This window comes from Stenotrophomonas sp. 63632_Sma (genome assembly GCF_056482875.1).
In genome coordinates this window covers 4,092,479-4,110,712 of record NZ_CM151220.1, presented here as the reverse complement: position 1 = coordinate 4,110,712, position 18,234 = coordinate 4,092,479, and the positions used below count along the sequence as shown (strand labels likewise).

General features: G+C 67.5%; 15 protein-coding genes. 10 read left to right on the top strand and 5 right to left on the bottom strand.

The window, feature by feature from the left end; translation table 11 throughout:
- The first annotated feature begins 87 nt into the window (after nucleotides 1–87).
- The 5 genes from mdoH to hemC all read left to right on the top strand — a co-directional run bounded on the left by mdoH (nucleotide 88) and on the right by hemC (nucleotide 6,051).
- A complete protein-coding gene (gene mdoH, locus ACZK45_RS19055) occupies nucleotides 88–2,013 on the top strand; it encodes a glucans biosynthesis glucosyltransferase MdoH (protein ID WP_032128590.1) in 1,926 nt (641 codons plus the stop codon).
- A gap of 50 nt (nucleotides 2,014–2,063) precedes the next feature.
- Nucleotides 2,064–2,723 carry an alpha/beta hydrolase gene (locus ACZK45_RS19050; RefSeq protein ID WP_080291776.1) on the top strand — a complete coding sequence of 220 codons (660 nt, stop codon included), beginning with the start codon at nucleotides 2,064–2,066 and terminating at the stop codon, nucleotides 2,721–2,723.
- A gap of 3 nt (nucleotides 2,724–2,726) precedes the next feature.
- On the top strand, nucleotides 2,727–3,770 hold the full coding sequence (locus tag ACZK45_RS19045) for a histidine kinase (protein ID WP_279912289.1): 1,044 nt from the start codon (nucleotides 2,727–2,729) through the stop codon (nucleotides 3,768–3,770).
- Nucleotides 3,771–3,780: 10 nt separating this feature from the next.
- The gene (locus ACZK45_RS19040) at nucleotides 3,781–4,512 is read left to right on the top strand and encodes a LytR/AlgR family response regulator transcription factor (RefSeq protein ID WP_010481294.1); all 732 of its coding nucleotides are present in this window, start codon (nucleotides 3,781–3,783) and stop codon (nucleotides 4,510–4,512) included.
- Between the two features lie 627 nt (nucleotides 4,513–5,139).
- Complete coding sequence (gene hemC, locus ACZK45_RS19035; RefSeq protein WP_478445075.1) at nucleotides 5,140–6,051, top strand: hydroxymethylbilane synthase; 912 nt, start codon at nucleotides 5,140–5,142, stop codon at nucleotides 6,049–6,051.
- Nucleotides 6,052–6,166: 115 nt separating this feature from the next.
- Here the strand turns inward: hemC and ACZK45_RS19030 are convergent, their stop codons facing one another.
- Both ACZK45_RS19030 and ACZK45_RS19025 read right to left on the bottom strand, forming a co-directional pair.
- Nucleotides 6,167–6,943, bottom strand: coding sequence for a DUF481 domain-containing protein (locus ACZK45_RS19030; RefSeq protein WP_010481298.1), 777 nt, complete (start codon nucleotides 6,941–6,943; stop codon nucleotides 6,167–6,169).
- A gap of 107 nt (nucleotides 6,944–7,050) precedes the next feature.
- Nucleotides 7,051–7,653, bottom strand: a complete 603-nt coding sequence (locus tag ACZK45_RS19025; RefSeq protein WP_049399177.1) for a LolA family protein — start codon at nucleotides 7,651–7,653, stop codon at nucleotides 7,051–7,053.
- A gap of 81 nt (nucleotides 7,654–7,734) precedes the next feature.
- Here ACZK45_RS19025 and ACZK45_RS19020 point away from each other — a divergent pair, with 81 nt between their 5' ends.
- Both ACZK45_RS19020 and ACZK45_RS19015 read left to right on the top strand, forming a co-directional pair.
- Nucleotides 7,735–8,706, top strand: a complete 972-nt coding sequence (locus tag ACZK45_RS19020) for a helix-turn-helix transcriptional regulator (protein ID WP_010481302.1) — start codon at nucleotides 7,735–7,737, stop codon at nucleotides 8,704–8,706.
- Nucleotides 8,707–8,732: 26 nt separating this feature from the next.
- Nucleotides 8,733–9,527: a MetQ/NlpA family ABC transporter substrate-binding protein gene (locus tag ACZK45_RS19015; protein ID WP_049399178.1), complete on the top strand. Its 795-nt coding sequence runs from the start codon at nucleotides 8,733–8,735 to the stop codon at nucleotides 9,525–9,527.
- Between the two features lie 95 nt (nucleotides 9,528–9,622).
- On the opposite strand, the gene glpK is transcribed toward ACZK45_RS19015, so the two are convergent.
- The 3 genes from glpK to ACZK45_RS19000 all read right to left on the bottom strand — a co-directional run bounded on the left by glpK (nucleotide 9,623) and on the right by ACZK45_RS19000 (nucleotide 13,498).
- Nucleotides 9,623–11,122, bottom strand: coding sequence for a glycerol kinase GlpK (gene glpK / locus ACZK45_RS19010; protein WP_125893384.1), 1,500 nt, complete (start codon nucleotides 11,120–11,122; stop codon nucleotides 9,623–9,625).
- A gap of 79 nt (nucleotides 11,123–11,201) precedes the next feature.
- Complete coding sequence (gene glpD / locus ACZK45_RS19005) at nucleotides 11,202–12,680, bottom strand: glycerol-3-phosphate dehydrogenase (protein WP_253143449.1); 1,479 nt, start codon at nucleotides 12,678–12,680, stop codon at nucleotides 11,202–11,204.
- 182 nt (nucleotides 12,681–12,862) lie between these two features.
- A complete protein-coding gene (locus tag ACZK45_RS19000; RefSeq protein WP_032129052.1) occupies nucleotides 12,863–13,498 on the bottom strand; it encodes an OmpW/AlkL family protein in 636 nt (211 codons plus the stop codon).
- A 186-nt stretch (nucleotides 13,499–13,684) separates the two neighbouring features.
- On the opposite strand from ACZK45_RS19000, the gene ACZK45_RS18995 reads away from it, so the two are divergent.
- The 3 genes from ACZK45_RS18995 (at nucleotide 13,685) to lpdA (ending at nucleotide 17,996) form a co-directional block, all read left to right on the top strand.
- A complete protein-coding gene (locus ACZK45_RS18995) occupies nucleotides 13,685–14,200 on the top strand; it encodes a DNA-deoxyinosine glycosylase (RefSeq protein WP_478057580.1) in 516 nt (171 codons plus the stop codon).
- Nucleotides 14,201–14,367: 167 nt separating this feature from the next.
- Entirely contained in the window at nucleotides 14,368–16,080 is a 1,713-nt protein-coding gene (gene aceF, locus ACZK45_RS18990) for a dihydrolipoyllysine-residue acetyltransferase (protein WP_071229582.1), read from the top strand.
- A gap of 107 nt (nucleotides 16,081–16,187) precedes the next feature.
- The gene (lpdA, locus tag ACZK45_RS18985; protein WP_478445074.1) at nucleotides 16,188–17,996 is read left to right on the top strand and encodes a dihydrolipoyl dehydrogenase; all 1,809 of its coding nucleotides are present in this window, start codon (nucleotides 16,188–16,190) and stop codon (nucleotides 17,994–17,996) included.
- The last annotated feature ends 238 nt before the right edge of the window (nucleotides 17,997–18,234 follow it).

Sequence of the window (18,234 nt, the reverse complement as noted above, 5' to 3'; positions counted from 1 at the left end):
CGGGCGCCGGGAAAGCGCGCCGGGAACCTTGGTGCATGCAGCCCGGCCGGGATGGCCGGCCGTGCCGACTGCGCGGAGTAGGCGGCAATGGAGGTGCAGACCATCCATGCGGAAGCAGATACGTCCCGGCTTGATGCCGGCTGGACGCTGCTGCCGGCCGAATCGCCGTTGCAGATGCCCGAGCAGACCCTGCGCGAAGGCCAACTGAAGGTTCGCCGCCACCGCACCTCGCCGCGGCTGATCGGCCTGCGCCGGTTCTATATCTTCGGCGGCACGCTGGCGATGACCGCCATCGCTACCCGGATGATGTGGCGGGTGCTGTCGGCCAATGGCATCAGCGTGCTCGAGGCCTGCCTGCTGGTGCTGTTTGTCGGCCTGTTCGCCTGGATCGCGCTGTCTTTCGCCAGCGCCGTGGCCGGCTTCCTGACTGCCGTGTTCGACCGGGGGTATCGCCTCGGCATCGACCCGGACAAGCCACTGCCGACGGTGCACAGCCGCACCGCGCTGCTGATGCCGACCTACAACGAAGATCCGCGCCGGCTGCTGGCCGGCCTGCAGGCGATCTACGAGTCGGTGGCCGCCACCGGCCAGCTCGACCGGTTCGACTTCTTCGTGCTCAGTGATACCCGGCGCGAAGACATCGCGCGGGCCGAAGAGCAGGTGTTCGCCGAACTGCGCGAGCGCGTGCCCGATGGCCAGGCGCGGCTGTTCTACCGCCGCCGTGGCGACAACAGCGGGCGCAAGGCCGGCAACATCGCCGACTGGGTCCGCCGCTTCGGCGGTGCCTACCCGCAGATGCTGATCCTCGACGCCGACAGCCTGATGACCGGCGACAGCATCGTGCGCCTGGTCGCGGGCATGGAGCACAACGCCGACGTCGGCCTGATCCAGACCCTGCCGTCGGTGATCGGCGGGCGCACCCTGTTCGCGCGCATGCAGCAGTTCGGCGGCCGTGTGTACGGTCCGGTGATCGCCCGTGGCGTGGCCTGGTGGCACGGTGCCGAGAGCAATTACTGGGGCCACAATGCCATCATCCGCACCCGCGCCTTCGCCGATCAGGCCGGGCTGCCGGCGCTGCCGGGGCGCAAGCCGTTCGGTGGCCACGTGCTCAGCCATGACTTCGTCGAAGCGGCGCTGATGCGTCGTGGCGGCTGGGCCGCGCACATGGTGCCGTACCTGGGCGGCAGCTATGAAGAAGGTCCGCCGACCCTGACCGACCTGCTGGTGCGCGACCGCCGCTGGTGCCAGGGCAACCTGCAGCACGGCAAGGTGGTCGGCAGCCGTGGCCTGCACTGGATCAGCCGCATGCACATGCTGATCGGCATCGGTCATTACTTCACTGCGCCGATGTGGGCGATGCTGATGCTGATCGGCATCGCCATCCCGTTGTTCCAGGAAGGCATCGATTTCAACGCGCTGCTGCACCTGTCGCCCAGCGTGTACTGGCGGGCCCAGGATGAGGAACAGGTGGTGCGCCTGTTCGCGGCGACCATGGCGGTGCTGCTGCTGCCCAAGGTGCTGGGTTACCTGGCGATGCTGCTGGACCCGGTCGACCGCCGCGGGTGTGGCGGTGCCCTGCGCGCGTTCGTCTCGATGCTGGTGGAAACCGTATTGGCCGCGCTGATGGCGCCAGTGGTGATGTACGTGCAGTCGCGCGGCGTGGCCGAAGTACTGTCCGGCCGCGATTCGGGGTGGGACGCGCAGCAGCGTGACGATGGTGGCATTTCGTGGCTGGCGCTGATCCGTGGCTACGGTGGGCTGGGGGTGTTCGGCGCCTTCATGGGCATGCTGGCCTGGGCGGTGTCGCCATCGCTGGCCGCGTGGATGGCGCCGGTGGTGATCGGCATGGTGCTGGCGGTACCGGTGGTGGCACTGACGTCTTCGCGTGGCCCCGGCGCCTTCCTGCACCGTCTTGGCCTGCTTGATATCCCCGAGGAGAACATCCCGCCGCCGGTGCTGGTACGTGCCGCGCAGCTGCGCCGGGAAGCGGCCGAACAACCGCCGCTGTACTGATCGTCCCGCGGCAGCGGCATAATGCGGCTCGAACTTGAAGGAGCCGCATCATGCTGCAAACGGTGGAACAGGAGACCGGCGCCTCGCCGCAGTGGTCGGTGATCTGGCTGCACGGCCTCGGTGCCGATGGCCACGACTTCGCGCCGATCGTGCCGGAGCTGGTGCGTCCGCATTGGCCGGCGCTGCGCTTCGTGTTCCCGCATGCACCGGTGCGGCCGATCACGATCAACAACGGCGTGCCGATGCGCGGCTGGTACGACATCGTCGGCATGGATTTCCGATCGCGCGCCGACATGGTGGGCGTGCAGGAATCGGTGGTGCAGCTGGATGCGCTGATCGCGCGCGAGATCGAGCGTGGCATCGCGCCGGAGAAGATCTTCCTGGCCGGTTTCTCGCAGGGGGGCGCGATCATCCTGACCGCCGCGCTGTCACGCACTGCGCCGCTGGCCGGCCTGATCGCGCTGTCCACCTACCTGCCCGAAGCCGACGGCGCAAAGCGCGCTGAAGGCGCCGTGCAGGTGCCGGTGTTCATGGCCCATGGCAGCAGCGATCCGGTGATTCCGCAGGCGGTGGCCGCACACAGTGCGCAGGCACTGCAGGCGCTGGGCCTGGAGGTGGAATGGCACAGTTACCCGATGGCCCACCAGGTCTGCGCCGAAGAGATCCAGGCGCTGGGTGACTGGTTGCAGGAACGCCTGGGCGCTGCCTGACCCATGCCGCCGGCCAGCGCCCCGCCCTGGATGCCGGAACTGTGCCGCCTGCCGCGGCTGGCGGCGATGCTCGGCCTGGCCGAACTGGTGGTGGTGGTGCTGGCCCTGGCCCCGGATGGCAGCCGCCACTGGACTGTGGGCGAACTGCTGTCGGCCAGTGGTTTCGCGTTGTGGCTGGCGCTGGCCGTAACGGCCAGCCTGTGCCTGCTGCGGAACGCGTTGTCGAGGTTGCCACAGGTTCTGGGGGCGGTCTCGGCCATCGCACTGGCGACGCTGATCGCGGTGGTCTGCGCGGGCATCGTGCATGCCCTGTACGCGGTGCTTGGCGACAGCTTCGCCCGCGGCATCAGCTTCTGGCGCTTCACGCTGGGCAGCGCGGCGACGACGGCGCTGATCACTGCCTTGGCCCTGCGCTACTTCTACGTGAGTGATCGCTGGGCCGCGCAGGTACAGGCCAACGCACGCGCACAGGCCGATGCCCTGCAGGCGCGGATCCGCCCGCATTTCCTGTTCAACAGCATGAACCTGATCGCCAGCCTGCTGCATCGCGACCCGGTCGTGGCCGAGCGTGCGGTGCTGGACCTGTCCGATCTGTTCCGTGCCGCGCTGGGGGCGGGCGAGGGTGATTCCACCCTGCGTGACGAATGCGAGCTGGCCGAGCGCTACCTGTCGATCGAATCACTGCGCCTTGGCGAGCGCCTGCAGGTGCGCTGGCAGCGCGACGAACCGCTGCCCTGGGATCTTCCCCTGCCTCGCCTGGTACTGCAGCCGCTGGTGGAGAACGCCGTGCTGCATGGCATCTCGCGGCTGCCCGAGGGTGGCACCATCGAGTTGCAGCTGATGCGCCAGGGCAATGAACTGCAGATCTGCGTGCGCAATCCGGCGCCCGACCCGCAGGCCCCCGGGCTGGCCCTGGCGCGCGGTGCCGGCCATGCCCAGCACAGCATCGGCCATCGGCTGGCCTGGCGCTTCGGCAGCGCCGCGCGGATGACGGCTGGCTGGAGCGAGGGCTACTATGCCTGCCAGGTGACAGTGCCGATCCAGTGAGGGAGCGATCGTGAGGGTAGTCATCGCCGATGACGAACCGCTGGCGCGTGAGCGCCTGCGCAGCCTGTTGGCCGCGCAGGACGGCGTGGATGTGGTGGCCGAGGCCGGCAACGGCGAGCAGGCCCTGCACGCGTGCGCGGAGCTGCAGCCGGACCTGGTCCTGCTGGATATCGCCATGCCCGGGCTGGATGGCCTGGAAGCCGCCCGCCACCTGGCCAGCTTCGAGCCGCGGCCGGCGGTGGTGTTCTGCACCGCTTACGATGCGCATGCGCTGTCGGCGTTCGAGGCGGCCGCGATTGATTACCTGATGAAGCCGGTACGTGCCGAGCGTCTGGCCGCGGCCATCGCGCGCGCGCGCACGTTCCTGGCCGGCCGCGATGGCCAGCCACAGGACCACCGCGGGCAGCAGGCGCGCAGCATGCTGTGCGCGCGCCTGCGCGGCAGCCTGCGCTTGATTCCGCTGGACGACATCCATTACCTGCAGGCCGAAGAGAAGTACGTGGTGGTGCACCACGCGCGCGGCGAGGACCTGATCGAAGAGTCGCTGAAGTCGCTGGAAGAAGAGTTCGCCAGCCGCTTCATCCGCATCCATCGCAACTGCCTGGTGGCGCGCCATGAGCTGGTGGAGCTGCGTCGTGGCACGGGTGGGCAGGTGCAGGCGATGTTGCGCCATGGCAAGCAACCGCTGGAAGTCAGCCGCCGCTGCGTGGCGACGCTGAAGCAGGAGTTGCGGCACCTGTGAGGTGTCCGCGCGGCCTGCGGCCGCGACTGCTTACGAGCAACGTCTGAAGCAACAGCAACAGCAACAGCGGGTCATGGCTCGGTGTTTCTACGTGCTGGGTGAGGCGGGATGGGCGAGCGGGACACGCCGTAAACCCATCCATGGGGTCTCGATGGCGCCTTGCACGTGTGCGCAATCCTGCGCACACGGCAAGACCGGGGTAGGGCGTCCTGCCCAACCCGCCCGAGGCATGCCTCGGGCCCATGGCGCCAACGGTCCCGCCACCCCACCCCGGCCCAACCCTCTCGTTCTCCACTGCATCGGACAGCAAAAGCATTGTTGTTATCGGGTGGGGAGAGAAATGTAGAGTCGAGCCATGCTCGACTCAGAGCGAAGCGACCCGCTGTTGCTCTGCTTTTCTTTTGATCTTCCGTGGCTGGCGCGCACGGAAACTGTCATAGGCCGGGCGGGGTGGGTTCGCGGGGGTGTCCGCGGCATGGATGCCGCGGCCAAGCCTCCATGGACGGATTCACGGCGTCCCCCGCGAACCCACCCCGTCCGGCCAAGCGCGATAGATCCAGCCGACGCACCAGCCACGAGGGGCTCCGCCGTTGGCCGTATCCCGCCGATAGGCGCGATAATGACCGGATGGAAACCGTCCGCATCGCCACCCGCAAGAGCCCGCTCGCCCTCTGGCAGAGCGAACACGTCGCCGATCGCCTGCGCCAGGCCCACCCCGGCCTGCATGTGGAACTGGTGCCGATGAGCACCCGCGGTGACGAGGTGCTGGACCGCTCGCTGGCCGCCATCGGTGGCAAGGGCCTGTTCCTGAAGGAACTGGAGCTGGCCATGCTGCGTGGCGAGGCCGACTGCGCCGTGCATTCGCTGAAGGATGTGCCGATGGAACTGGATGAACCCTTCGCGCTGCCGGCGATGCTGACCCGCCACGATCCGGCCGATGGTTTCGTCTCCAACCTGTACGCCTCGCTGGATGCGCTGCCGATCGGTGCGCGGGTTGGCACCTCGTCGCTGCGCCGCCAGGCCCAGCTGCGCGCGCTGCGCCCGGACCTGGAACTGCTGGACCTGCGCGGCAACGTCAACACCCGCCTGGCCAAGCTCGACAACGGTGGCTACGACGCCATCGTGCTGGCCGTGGCCGGCCTGGAGCGTCTGGGCCTGGGAGCGCGCATCGTCGCGCGCCTGCAACCGCCGCAGTGGCTGCCGGCCCCGGCGCAGGGCGCGGTGGCGGTGGAGTGCGACGGTGGCAATGCGCGCCTGATGGCGCTGTTCGCGGGCTTGGATGACGCGGAAACCCGTGCCTGCGTGGAAGCCGAGCGAGCGATGAATCGTGCGTTGCATGGCAGCTGCCACGTGCCGGTGGCGGCGATCGCGCAGTGGCAGGGGACCGACCTGCACCTGCAGGGCCTGGTCGGCAGTGCCAGTGATGGCCGTGCGGTGCGTGCCGAGGCGATCGGCCAGGCCAGTGACCCGGAAGCACTGGGCCAGCGCGTGGCGAAGATGCTGCTGGATGCCGGTGCCGGCGAACTGCTGAACGTCTGAGCCATCGCAGGTAGTGTCGGCCGCTGGCCGGCAACCTCGTGCTCCGATTGAATGCAGTTGCCGGCCAGTGGCCGGCACTACCGAAAGAAGAACGGGCGCCTTTGGCGCCCGTTTCTTATTTGAATTTGTAGACCACGTTCATCGTGGTCAGCGTATCGGTCTTGCGCTTGTCCTCGGCCACGTCACTGTTGTAACGCGCCTGCCAGCCGGCCTTCAGCGCCAGATGTTCGTTCATGCTCACCGAAACACCGAAGTCGTTCTGGCCGAAGGTGTTGTAGGAACCCGACTCGACCAGCAGGGTGTTGACCAGGTCGGTGTTGTCGGTCAGCGAGTACTTCATGTCGAACAGGCCGCGGCCGATCATGCCGGTGCGGGTGCGGTCGTCCTCGGTGCTGTGGGTGCGGCGCACACCGGGGCCGATCTGCGCGTCGAACGAGAAACGCTCGGTGTTCCACAGGCGGGTGCCGTAACCCAGACCGAACGAGCTCTGGCGGTCGTAGGTGGCGAAGTCATCGCGCTCGGTACGCACCGTGGCCGTCAGCTGGCGGTGCTCGCCCAGCTGCAGCGCGCTGCCGGCACTGCCGGTATAACGGTTGGCGGTGGTGTTGTTGCGGCGGCTGGTGGAGCCGTCGTCGCGGGTCTCGATCACCTTGGAGCTGGAGCGCAGGCCAGCCAGGTCCATGCTGTGCACCCAGTCGCCATCGGTGTAGCGCAGGCGCAGGCGGCCGTTGAAGCTCTCGGTGCTGCTGTTGCCGCGTGCCGAAGCGAAACCGAGCTCGCCGCCACTGCCGCTCCACGGCGAGGACATCGCCGCCAGTTCGGAGGCATCCTGCGCATACGCGAGCGGTGCGCACAGCAGCAGGGGGATCAGCAGGGACACGCGCAGGGACATCGGGGCTTCTCCGAAGCGGTTGACAGCCGGTGATGATACTGGAAGCGTGATGGCGGTCCGAATCGATCCAAACGGTTTCTTCAGCAGGCGTTGCCGCGATCGCCTATTCAGGGCAGATCGACGCGCAATGCCGGGTCGTTGAAGCGCGAATAGCGCAGGCGCAGCTGGAAGCTGCGGCCATTGCTGCTGCCGCTGCGTACGATCTGCCGCGGCAGGCCCTGCGCGTCCACCCAGTACTCCAGGCGTTCGCCGGGCTGCGCGCCACGCAGGCGGTAGTGACGCGTCTCGACCCCGTCCAGCGACTGGCTGCCCAGGTCTTCGGCCTGCAGATCGGCGGGCAGGGCATCGGCCGGCAGCGGGTTGCGCCATTGCTCGAGCAGGCCCGGCGGGGTCGGCACCTGCCGGATCGCGTCGTCGGCCTGCAGGAACATGGTGTCGCCGATGATCGTCTGCGGACCGGCCGGGGTCTGCACCCGGAAGCGGTCGGGGGCGACGAAGTCCATGGCGCTGCGCACCGGCTGCGGCGCGCCCAGCACCTCCAGTTCGGCGTGGAAGCTGCGCAGGGCCGAGAAGCGCTGGCTGGCGCCCAGCACCGCCTGCGCCGGATCCGCCGCAGGCACGGGCGCTTCGGTGCTGGCCGGGGCGGGCGCGCGATCACAGGCGGCCAGCAGCAGGCAGGCCAGCAGGGACAGGGCAGGCAACCGGCGCATCGGGTGTTCCAGAGGGGTGGGGGCGACCACGATAGCCCAAACGTCCCACACAAGACCCGCGACTCGGACATAATCGGGGGTATGGACCGATACGAACGCATCACCGCCCTGCATCGTCTGCTCAAGTCCGCACGCTATCCGGTGACGGTGGCGACCCTGCAGGACAAGCTCGGTTGCTCCCGTGCCACCGTCTACCGCGATCTGGCCTTCCTGCGCGATGCGCTGATGGCACCGATCGAGGGCGACGGCGAAGCCGGCTTCCGTTACCAGGCCGACGAGAGCGACCGCTTCGAGCTGCCCGGCCTGTGGCTGAGCTCGGAGGAGCTGCATGCCCTGCTGGCCTCGCAGCACCTGCTGGCGCGGACCGGAGGCGGCGTGCTGTCCTCGGTGCTGGCACCGCTGCAGCAGCGCATCGAGAGCCTGCTGGCGGCCCAGGCTGGCGTTTCCAGCTGGCCGGTGGACCGGGTGCGGGTGATTCCGCACCGTGGCCGCAAGTTCGATGAAGGCAGCTTCCGCAGCGTGGCTTCGGCGGTGCTGGAGCGCCGCCAGCTGGCGTTCGAGTACCGCGCCCGTTCCACCGACGAGCCGACCAAGCGCACCGTTTCGCCGCAGCGCCTGACCCACTATCGCGACAACTGGTACCTGGATGCCTGGGACCATGACCGCGAGGCGCTGCGCAGCTTTGCCGTGGATCGCATCCACAAGGCGCGGGTGATCGACAGCACCGCCCGCGACGTGGCCGACAGCGAGCTGGACGAGCAGCTCGGGGCCAGCTACGGCATCTTCTCCGGTGCGCCGAAGGGCTGGGCGACCATCCTGTTCAGCGCCAAGGCCGCCCGCTGGGTGGCCGACGAGCACTGGCATTCCAAGCAGCAGGGCCGCTTCCTGGCCGATGGCCGCTATGAACTGAAGGTGCCGTACAGCGTCTCGCGCGAGCTGCTGATGGACGTGCTGCACTACGGCTCGGATGCCGAGATCGTCGAACCGGTGATGCTGCGCGAGCAGGCCAAGGCGCTGCTTGAGCTCGCCCTGAGCAACTACGACAACTCCTGACACTCCCCCCGAGAACCCTTCCGCCCATGAAGAAGACCCTGTTGCTGCCCCTGCTCGCCGCTGCGCTGGCCCTGACCGCCTGCGGCAAGTCCGGCGAGCCCTCGCAGAAGCTGGTGGTGGCCGCCACGGCCGTGCCGCATGCCGAGATCCTTGAAGTGGTCAAGCCCATCCTCAAGCAGGAAGGCGTGGACCTGGACGTGCGCGTGTTCAACGACTACGTGCAGCCCAACGACCAGCTGGTGCAGAAGCAGGTGGATGCCAACTACTTCCAGACCGAGCCGTATCTGGATGCCTACAACCGCGATCGCAAGACCGATCTGGTGAAGGTGATCGGCGTGCACATCGAGCCGTTCGGTGCGTATTCGCGCAAGATCAAGTCGCTGGCCGAGCTGCGCGAAGGTGCTGACGTGGTGATCCCGAACGACCCGAGCAACAACAGCCGTGCACTGATCCTGCTGCACAAGGCCGGTGTGATCGAGCTGAAGGATCCGACCAACGCGCTGTCGACCCAGCGTGACATCAGCGCCAATCCGAAGAACCTGAAGTTCCGCGAGCTGGACTCGGCGATGCTGCCGCGCGTGCTGGACCAGGTCGACCTGGCCCTGATCAACACCAACTACGCACTGGACGCTGGCCTCAACCCGACCAAGGATGCACTGGCGATCGAGAGCAAGGACTCGCCGTACGTGAACTTCCTGGTCGCACGCCCGGACAACAAGGACGACGCCCGCGTGCAGAAGCTGGCCAAGGCCCTGACCAGCCCGCAGGTGAAGGCCTTCATCGAGACCAAGTACAAGGGCGCGGTGCTGCCGGCGTTCTGACGGCCGCTGGCCATGTGGTAGTGCCGGCCGCTGGCCGGCAATCTCCAGGCGCCCCCAAACATCATAGGGTTGCCGGCCAGCGGCCGGCACTACCGTCAGTCGACGTGGAAGGCGAGGGTGGCCGCCACGGCCTGCTGCCATCCCGCATACAGCTTCTCGCGCCGCGCCACCTCCATCTGTGGCTCGAAGCGCCGGTCCAGGCCCCATTGCGTGGCGATCTGTTCGCGGCTGGTCCAGAACCCCACCGCCAGGCCGGCCAGGTAGGCCGCACCCAGTGCGGTGGTCTCGGTCAGCCGCGGCCGCAGCAGCGGCACGCCAAGGATGTCGGCCTGGAATCCGGCCAGGAAGTCGTTGCCGATCGCACCGCCATCGGCGCGCAGCTCGGTCAGCGCGATACCGGCATCGGACTGCATCGCATCGAGCACGTCGCGGGTCTGGTAGGCCATCGACTCCAGCGCGGCACGCACGAAGTGCGCTTTGCGGGTGCCACGGGTCAGGCCGAACATCGCGCCGCGCACATCACTTCGCCAATAGGGCGCACCGAGGCCGACAAATGCTGGTACCAGGTAAGCACCGCCGCTGTCGGGCACCTGCGCGGCCAGCGCCTGGCTGTCGCTGGCGCGTTCGATCATGCGCAACCCATCGCGCAGCCACTGCACCACCGAGCCGGCGATGAAGATCGAGCCTTCCAGCGCATATTCCACGCGCCCGTCCAGGCCCCAGGCGATGGTGGTCAGCAGTCCATTGCGCGAACGCACCGCCTGCGCGCCGGTGTGCATCAGCATGAAGCAGCCGGTGCCATAGGTGTTCTTGACCATGCCCGGCTGGAAGCAGGCCTGGCCGAACAGCGCCGCCTGCTGGTCACCGGCGATGCCGGCGATCGGAATCGGGTGATCGAAGAAGAACTGCGGCCGGGTATGCGCGTACACCGCGCTGGAATCGCGCACCTGCGGCAGCATCGCGCGCGGGATGTCCAGCAGCGCCAGCAGGTCGTCATCCCAGTCCAGCGTGTGGATGTTGAACAGCAGCGTGCGCGCCGCGTTGCTGTAGTCGGTCACATGCGCCTGGCCACCACTGAGGTTCCAGACCAGCCAGCTGTCGATGGTGCCGAACAGCAGCTCGCCGCGCTCGGCACGCTGCTGCGCGCCCTCCACGTGGTCGAGGATCCAGCGCACCTTGGTGGCGGAGAAATAGGCATCGATCAGCAGGCCGGTGCGCTCGCGGATCAGCGCCTCATGCCCTTCGGACTTCAGCCGCTCGCAGATGGCGTGGCTCTGCCGCGACTGCCAGACGATGGCGTTGTGGATCGGCTGTCCGGTGGCACGGTCCCAGACCACGGTGGTTTCGCGCTGGTTGGTGATGCCCAGTGCGGCGATGTGGCGCGGGTCGATCTGCCCGCGGCTGAGCAGTTCGGTCAGCGTGGCATAGACGCTGGTGAGAATCTCGCGCGGGTCATGCTCGACCCAACCCGGCTGCGGGAAGATCTGCGCGAATTCGCGCTGCGCGCTGCCGACGATGTCGCCGGTGCGGTCGAACAGGATCGCGCGCGAACTGGTGGTGCCCTGGTCGATGGCCAGCACGTAGCGGGGCGTCATGTAGCGTCTCCGGTAGCGATGGTGTTGGTAGAGTCGAGCCTGCTCGACTGCTTTTCATGCCAGTCGAGCAAGCTCGACTCTACCGTCTATCGATCCACGCCTGCAGCCGCGCCACCTGCGCAGCATCCAGCCGCAACCCCAGCTTGCTCCGCCGCCACAGCACGTCCTCGGCGTCCCAGGCCCATTCGTGGTCGCGCAGGAAAGCCACTTCCCGCGCATGCAGGCCGCCGCCGAAGTCCTCTCCAAGATCGTCCATGCCCCGTGCACCCTGCAGAAGGGCGGCGCTGCGGCTGCCGTAGGCTTCGGCCCAACGCCGTGCGATCTCCACGGGCAACCACGGTGCCAGCGCCTGCAGGCGGGAGCGCGCCTGTGTGGCGTCACCCCAGTCGCTGCCCGGCAGCGGGTCCCCGCCTGCCGTCCAGGCCGGTCCCATCTGTGGCAGGGCAGGGCGCAGCAGGTTCAGCGCTTCCTCGGCCAGCACCCGGTAGGTGGTCAGCTTGCCGCCCAGCACATGCAGCGCCGGCGCCGGGTTGGACTGCAGCTGAAGGCGGTAGTCGCGGCTCAGCGTTGCCGCACGCGGGTCCGGGTCGGCCAGCAGGGGACGTACACCGGCGAACTGCCAGACCACGTCTTCCGGAGTGATCGGCTCACGCAGATAGCGGCTGGCGGCCGCGCACAGATAGCTCACCTCGGAAGGCAGCACGCTGCAGCGCGCCGGGTCACCGCGGTAGTCGGTGTCGGTGGTGCCAATCAGCAGATGATCGTGGGTGAACGGCAGCAGGAACACCACGCGGCCATCGGGCTGCTGCAGCAGGCAGGCACTGTCATCGGGCCAGGGGCGGCGCAGCACGATGTGGCTGCCCTGTACCAGCCGCAGCGCGGGGCCGCCGCTGCGGGCCTCCATCTGCTCCAGCAGGCCACCGGCCCATGGGCCAGCCGCATTGGCGACGGCGCGCGCGGTCACATGCTGCTGGCCATCGGCGGATTCCAGCACGGCCTGCCAACGGCCCTGCACAGGGCGCAGTTCGGTGCAGCGGCTGCGCACATGTACCTGTGCGCCACGCGAGGCAGCATCCAGGGCATTGAGCAGTACCAGACGCGCGTCATCGACCTGCGCGTCGGCGTAGCTGAAGGCCTGCCGCAGATCCGGGGAGAGCCAGGGGCCGAGCGGATCACGCTGAAGGTCCAGGGCGCGCGAGGCGGGAAATGCCGGGCTGCGTGGGCCCAGGTGGTCGTACAGCCACAGTCCCACGCGCAGCATCCAGCGTGGGCGCAGGTGCGGTTCCCACGGCAGCACGAAACGCAGCGGGCGGACCAGGTACGGTGCCTGCCGGCGTACCACTTCGCGTTCGCCCAAGGCCTTGCGTACCAGACCGAACTCGCGCTGTTCCAGGTAGCGCAGGCCACCGTGGATCAGCTTGCTGCTGGCGCTGGAGGTATGCGCAGCGAGGTCGTGCTGCTCGCACAGCAGCACGCGCAGGCCGCGGCCGCTGGCATCACGGGCGATGCCGGCACCGTTGATACCGCCACCGATCACCAGCAGGTCGACGTCGTGCATCGCGCCTCCGCATCCTGTGTGTAGAGTCGACTGTCAGTCGACTGCTCTTGCAAAAGTCGAGCAAGCTCGACTCTACGAAAGGCAGTCGAGCAAGCTCGACTCTACAGAACGCGGGTGACGGAAACGACGACGGGCCCCGAAGGGCCCGTCGCGTTACATCAGTGAAGCAGGTGCAGCCTGGATCAGAAGCGGGCGCCGATGCCGAAGCCGACGGTCCACGGATCCATCTTGGCTTCGCCGATCTTCTCGCCGCCAACCTTCACGTCCGGGCGGGCGCGCATGTAGCGGGCGTCAGCACGGGCGAACCAGGTGGAGTTGATGTTCATGTCCACGCCGACGGTGCCGATCACGCCCTTGGCATCCTTGAAGCGGATGTCGGTGTCAGCGCCGTTGCCCAGCTTCTCGTTGCTGAAGCTCGACTGGTAGTAGCCCACGCCCACGAACGGACGGAACACGTTGTCAGCCTGGCCGAAGTGGTACTGGCCGCTCAGCGCGATCGGCTGCTGCTCGACCGAGCCCAGGCGGGCGTTGTTCGGGCCCTTGAACTTGTTGTCGAACTTGTCGGCAGCGCCCCACAGTTCAACGGCCCAGTTGTCGTTGATGTAGTAGCTGAAGCTGACGGTCGGCGCCGGGCCACCATCGGTCTTCTTGACGCCGGTGATCGGGTCGTTCTTCGGTTCCAGCAGCGAGATGCCGCCAACAACGGCAAAATGCTTGCCCGAAGCGGTGTCGGTGCTGCTGCTGTCCTGGGCGAAAGCGGCCGGCGCGAAGGCGGCGGAGGTCAGCAGGGCGAGACTCAGGATACGGATGGAGCGCATGGGGGTATCTCCTAATGTTTCTTGTTTTGGGCCCCCGGTTGCGGGGCGAGCACACCGTAGTCGCCCCAACATGAATCGAATCCGACGCACGTTAAAAAATAGTTTCCCTTGTTCAGCGACTGGAGCGAAAAGCCTGTTTTCATGGGCTTTTCGGCCTTCGGCGACATTCATGCAGTTGGAGAAGATGTGAGCGAAGCAACGGTGTGCATCGGCCTGCAAGCGCAGGTGAACATGGAGTGCAGGGTGCTGCTGCTGGGTTCGATGCCCGGCGTTGTGTCATTGCAGGAGCAGCGCTACTACGCGCATCCGCGCAATCGCTTCTGGCCTGTGCTGGCCGATATCTGTGGCTTCGATGTGGCCCTGGCGTACCCGCAACGGCTGCGCGCACTGCAGGCAGCCGGTGTGGGTCTGTGGGATGTGATCGGTCAGTGCGAGCGGCGTGGCAGCCTGGATGCCGACATCGTGCGTGGCACGGAAGTACCCAATGCGCTGCCGGCATTGATCGCTTCGCTTCCTGAGCTGGAGCTGATCGGCTGCAACGGTGCGGCATCGCTGAAGGCATTCCAGCGTTGGGTGCTGCCCGGCCTGGAGGCGCCGCCAAGGCTGCTGGCGCTGCCGTCCACCAGCCCGGCCAACGCGGCCTGGTCACTGCCGCGGCTGCGCCAGGCCTGGCAGCCGGTAGCCGACGCACTGGCGACATGAAGCGGACATCGTCCGGACAATACGCTACCGACTGGTCGCGGCCGCAACCCATGAGCAACAGCGTGTCCCGGCTGCGTGAGTACTGAAAACACCTGTAACGGTTGGCGCTGGCCCCCGCTGGCCGCACAATAGACGTTTCCCTACACCAGATTGCCGGAGTTATCCCCATGGCCGAAATCAAGGAAGCACTTGTCCCCGATATCGGTGACTACAGCGATATCCCGGTAATCGAGGTGCTTGTCGCCGTCGGCGACACGGTCAAGAAGGACCAGGGCCTGGTGACGCTGGAAAGCGACAAGGCGACCATGGAAGTGCCGTCGGCCGTGGCCGGCGTGGTCAAGGAGATCAAGGTCAAGGTCGGTGACACCCTGTCCGAGGGCAAGGTCGTGGCGCTGATCGAAGTGGCTGAAGGCGAGGCTGCCAAGCCGGCAGCTGCCGCGCCGGCACCGGCCAAGGCCGCAGCTCCGGCTGCCGCCACCCAGAGCGCGCCGGCCCCGGCCGCAGCTGCGCCGGCCGCTCCGGCTGCCAGCGGTGGTGCGGTTGAAGCGCTGGTGCCGGATATCGGCGACTATTCCGGCATTCCGGTCATCGAAGTGCTGGTCGCCGTCGGCGACACGGTCAAGAAGGACCAGGGCCTGGTCACGCTGGAAAGCGACAAGGCCACCATGGAAGTGCCGTCGTCGGTGGCTGGCGTGGTCAAGGAACTGAAGGTCAAGGTCGGCGACACTCTGTCGCAGGGCAATGTGGTCGCCATCATCGAGGCCGAGGGCGCTGCCGCGCCGGCGCCGACCAAGGCAGCCGCTGCTGCCGCTCCGGCTGCCGCCGAGACCGCCACCAAGGTCGAGCCGGTCGCTGTGCCGGCGCAGCCGGACAAGCTGGCGGCCCGCGAGGTCGCCTCGGCCGGTACCCCGTCCAGCCCGCCGGTGCAGTTCAACGCCGATGGCGTGCTGCCGGCCAAGGTGCCGTATGCCACCCCGGCGGTGCGTGTGTTCGCCCGCGAACTGGGTGTGGACCTGCTGCAGATCAACGGCACCGAGAAGGGTGGCCGCATCACCAAGGGTGACGTGCAGAAGTTCGTCAAGGCCGCACTCAGCGGCGGCGTGCCGGCTGCCGGCGGTGCTGCTGTCGCTGCCGGTGGTGGCCTGAACCTGCTGCCGTGGCCGAAGGTCGACTTCAGCAAGTTCGGCGAGACCGAAGTCCAGCCGCTGTCGCGCATCAAGAAGATCTCGGGTGCGAACCTGGCCCGCAACTGGGCCATGATCCCGCACGTCACCCAGTTCGAACAGGCCGACATTACCGACCTGGAAGGCCTGCGCGTGGCGCTGAACAAGGAAAACGAGAAGGCCGGCATCAAGCTGACCATGCTCGCCTTCCTGATCAAGGCCAGCGCCGCGGCGCTGAAGAAGTTCCCGGAGTTCAACGCCTCGCTCGATGCCAGCGGTGAAAACCTGACCCTGAAGAAGTACTTCCACATCGGCTTTGCCGCCGACACGCCGAACGGCCTGGTCGTGCCGGTCATCCGCGACGTGGACAAGAAGGGCGTGGTGCAGATCGCGCAGGAAACCGGCGAACTGGCCAAGAAGGCGCGCGACGGCAAGCTCGGCCCGGCCGACATGAGTGGCGGCTGCTTCTCGATCAGCTCGCTGGGCGGCATCGGCGGCACCGCGTTCACCCCGATCGTCAATGCACCGGAAGTGGCCATCCTCGGCGTCTCCAAGTCGTCCATCCAGCCGGTCTGGAACGGCAAGGAATTCGCACCGAAGCTGATGCTGCCGCTGTCGCTGAGCTACGACCACCGCGTCATCGATGGCGCCCTGGCCGCACGCTTCACCACGTACCTGTCGCAGGTACTGGCCGACATGCGCCGCGTGCTGCTGTAAGGCACCGCTTCGCCCCCACCGTGCGGCCGCCGCCCCTGGCGCGGCCGCGTGAACAGATGCAGTGACAGCCCGCCGGTACCGCCGCGCGGGCACGAGGAAAACCCACCATGGCCACGATTGAAGTCAAGGTTCCCGACATCGGCGATTACAGCGATGTGCCGGTGATCGAAGTGTTGGTCGCCGTCGGCGACACGGTGAAGAAGGATCAGGGTCTGGTGACCCTGGAATCGGACAAGGCCACCCTGGAAGTGCCGTCCTCGGCTGCCGGCGTGGTCAAGGAAATCAAGGTCAAGCTCGGCGACACCCTGTCCGAAGGCGCCGTGGTCGTGGTGCTGGACGCCGAAGGCGCCGCCGAAGCCCCGGCCAAGGCCGCCGCGCCGGCCGCAGCTGCGGCCGCCCCGGCCAGCAAGCCGCCGGTGACCCCGTCGCACCGCGCCCCGGCTGAGCCGGCGGCGCCGAAGCCGGCGCTGTCCAGCGGCAAGCCGGCCGACATCGAATGCGAAATGGTCGTGCTGGGCTCGGGCCCGGGCGGCTATACCGCCGCCTTCCGCGCCGCCGACGTCGGCCTGGATACGGTGCTGGTCGAGCGTTACGCCAGCCTCGGTGGCGTCTGCCTCAACGTGGGCTGCATTCCGTCCAAGGCGCTGCTGCACGCCGCAGCGGTGATCGACGAAGTGGCCCATGCCGGTGATTTCGGCGTCGAGTTCGGCAAGCCGACCATCACCCTGGACAAGCTGCGCGAGTACAAGGAAAAGGTCGTCAACCAGCTGACCAAGGGCCTGGCCGGCATGGCCAAGCAGCGCAAGGTCCGCAGCGTGCAGGGCGTCGGCAAATTCGTTTCGGCCAACGAGCTGGAAATCACCGCCGCTGATGGCAGCACCCAGCTGCTGCGCTTCCAGAAGTGCATCATCGCCGCCGGTTCGCAGGCGGTGAAGCTGCCGAACTTCCCGTGGGACGACAAGCGCGTGATGGACTCCACCGACGCGCTGGAGCTGGCCGAAGTGCCGGGCTCGCTGCTGGTCGTCGGCGGCGGCATCATCGGCCTGGAAATGGCCACCGTGTACAGCGCGCTGGGCAGCAAGGTCACCGTGGTCGAGTTCATGGACCAGCTGATGCCGGGCGCCGACAAGGACCTGGTCAAGCCGCTGGCCGACCGCCTGAAGAAGCAGGGCATCGAAGTCCACCTGAAGACCAAGGCGTCGGGCGTCACCGCCGATGCCAAGGGCATCACCGTGACCTTCGACGCCGCCGAGGAAGGCCAGGCGCCTGCGCTGGCGCAGGGCACCTTCGACCGCGTGCTGGTGGCCGTGGGCCGCTCGCCGAACGGCAAGAAGATCGATGCCGAGAAGGCCGGCGTGCAGGTCACCGACCGTGGCTTCATCCCGGTCGACCGCCAGATGCGCACCAACGTGCCGCACATCTTTGCCATCGGCGACATCGTCGGCAACCCGATGCTGGCCCACAAGGCCACGCACGAGGGCAAGCTGGCCGCCGAAGTGGCTGCCGGCCACAAGAAGGAATGGGTGGCCCGCGTGATCCCGTCGGTGGCCTACACCAACCCGGAAATCGCCTGGGTCGGTGTGACCGAGACCGAAGCCAAGGCCAAGGGCCTGAAGGTCGGCGTGGCCAAGTTCCCGTGGGCCGCCAGTGGCCGTGCGATCGGCATCGGCCGCACCGAGGGCTTCACCAAGCTGATCTTCGACGAAGAGACCCACCGCATCATCGGTGGTGCCATCGTTGGCGTGCATGCCGGTGACCTGCTGGCCGAGATCGGCCTGGCCATCGAGATGGGTGCCGAAGCTGAAGACATCGGCCACACCATCCATGCCCACCCGACGCTGAGCGAATCGGTGGCGATGGCCTCGGAAATCTACGACGGCACGATCACCGATCTATACATGCCGAAGAAGAAGTAAGGCGCCCGCGCCTTCGCGAACGAGAAGCCCCGGCATCTGCCGGGGCTTTTTTTCTTCGATCAGTGCTGCAGCGAAGGGTGGGGCCGCTGCGCGGGTGGCAGGCGTTTGGACAAAGTAAAGGAGGAGGCGACCGCCGCAGGCGGACGACGGGGGACATTTGTCCAAACGCCTGCCACCCGCGCAGCGGCTCGGCTTGCGGACAGTCGAGAGCCACCGCCTAGGCCGCCTGGACGCCTGA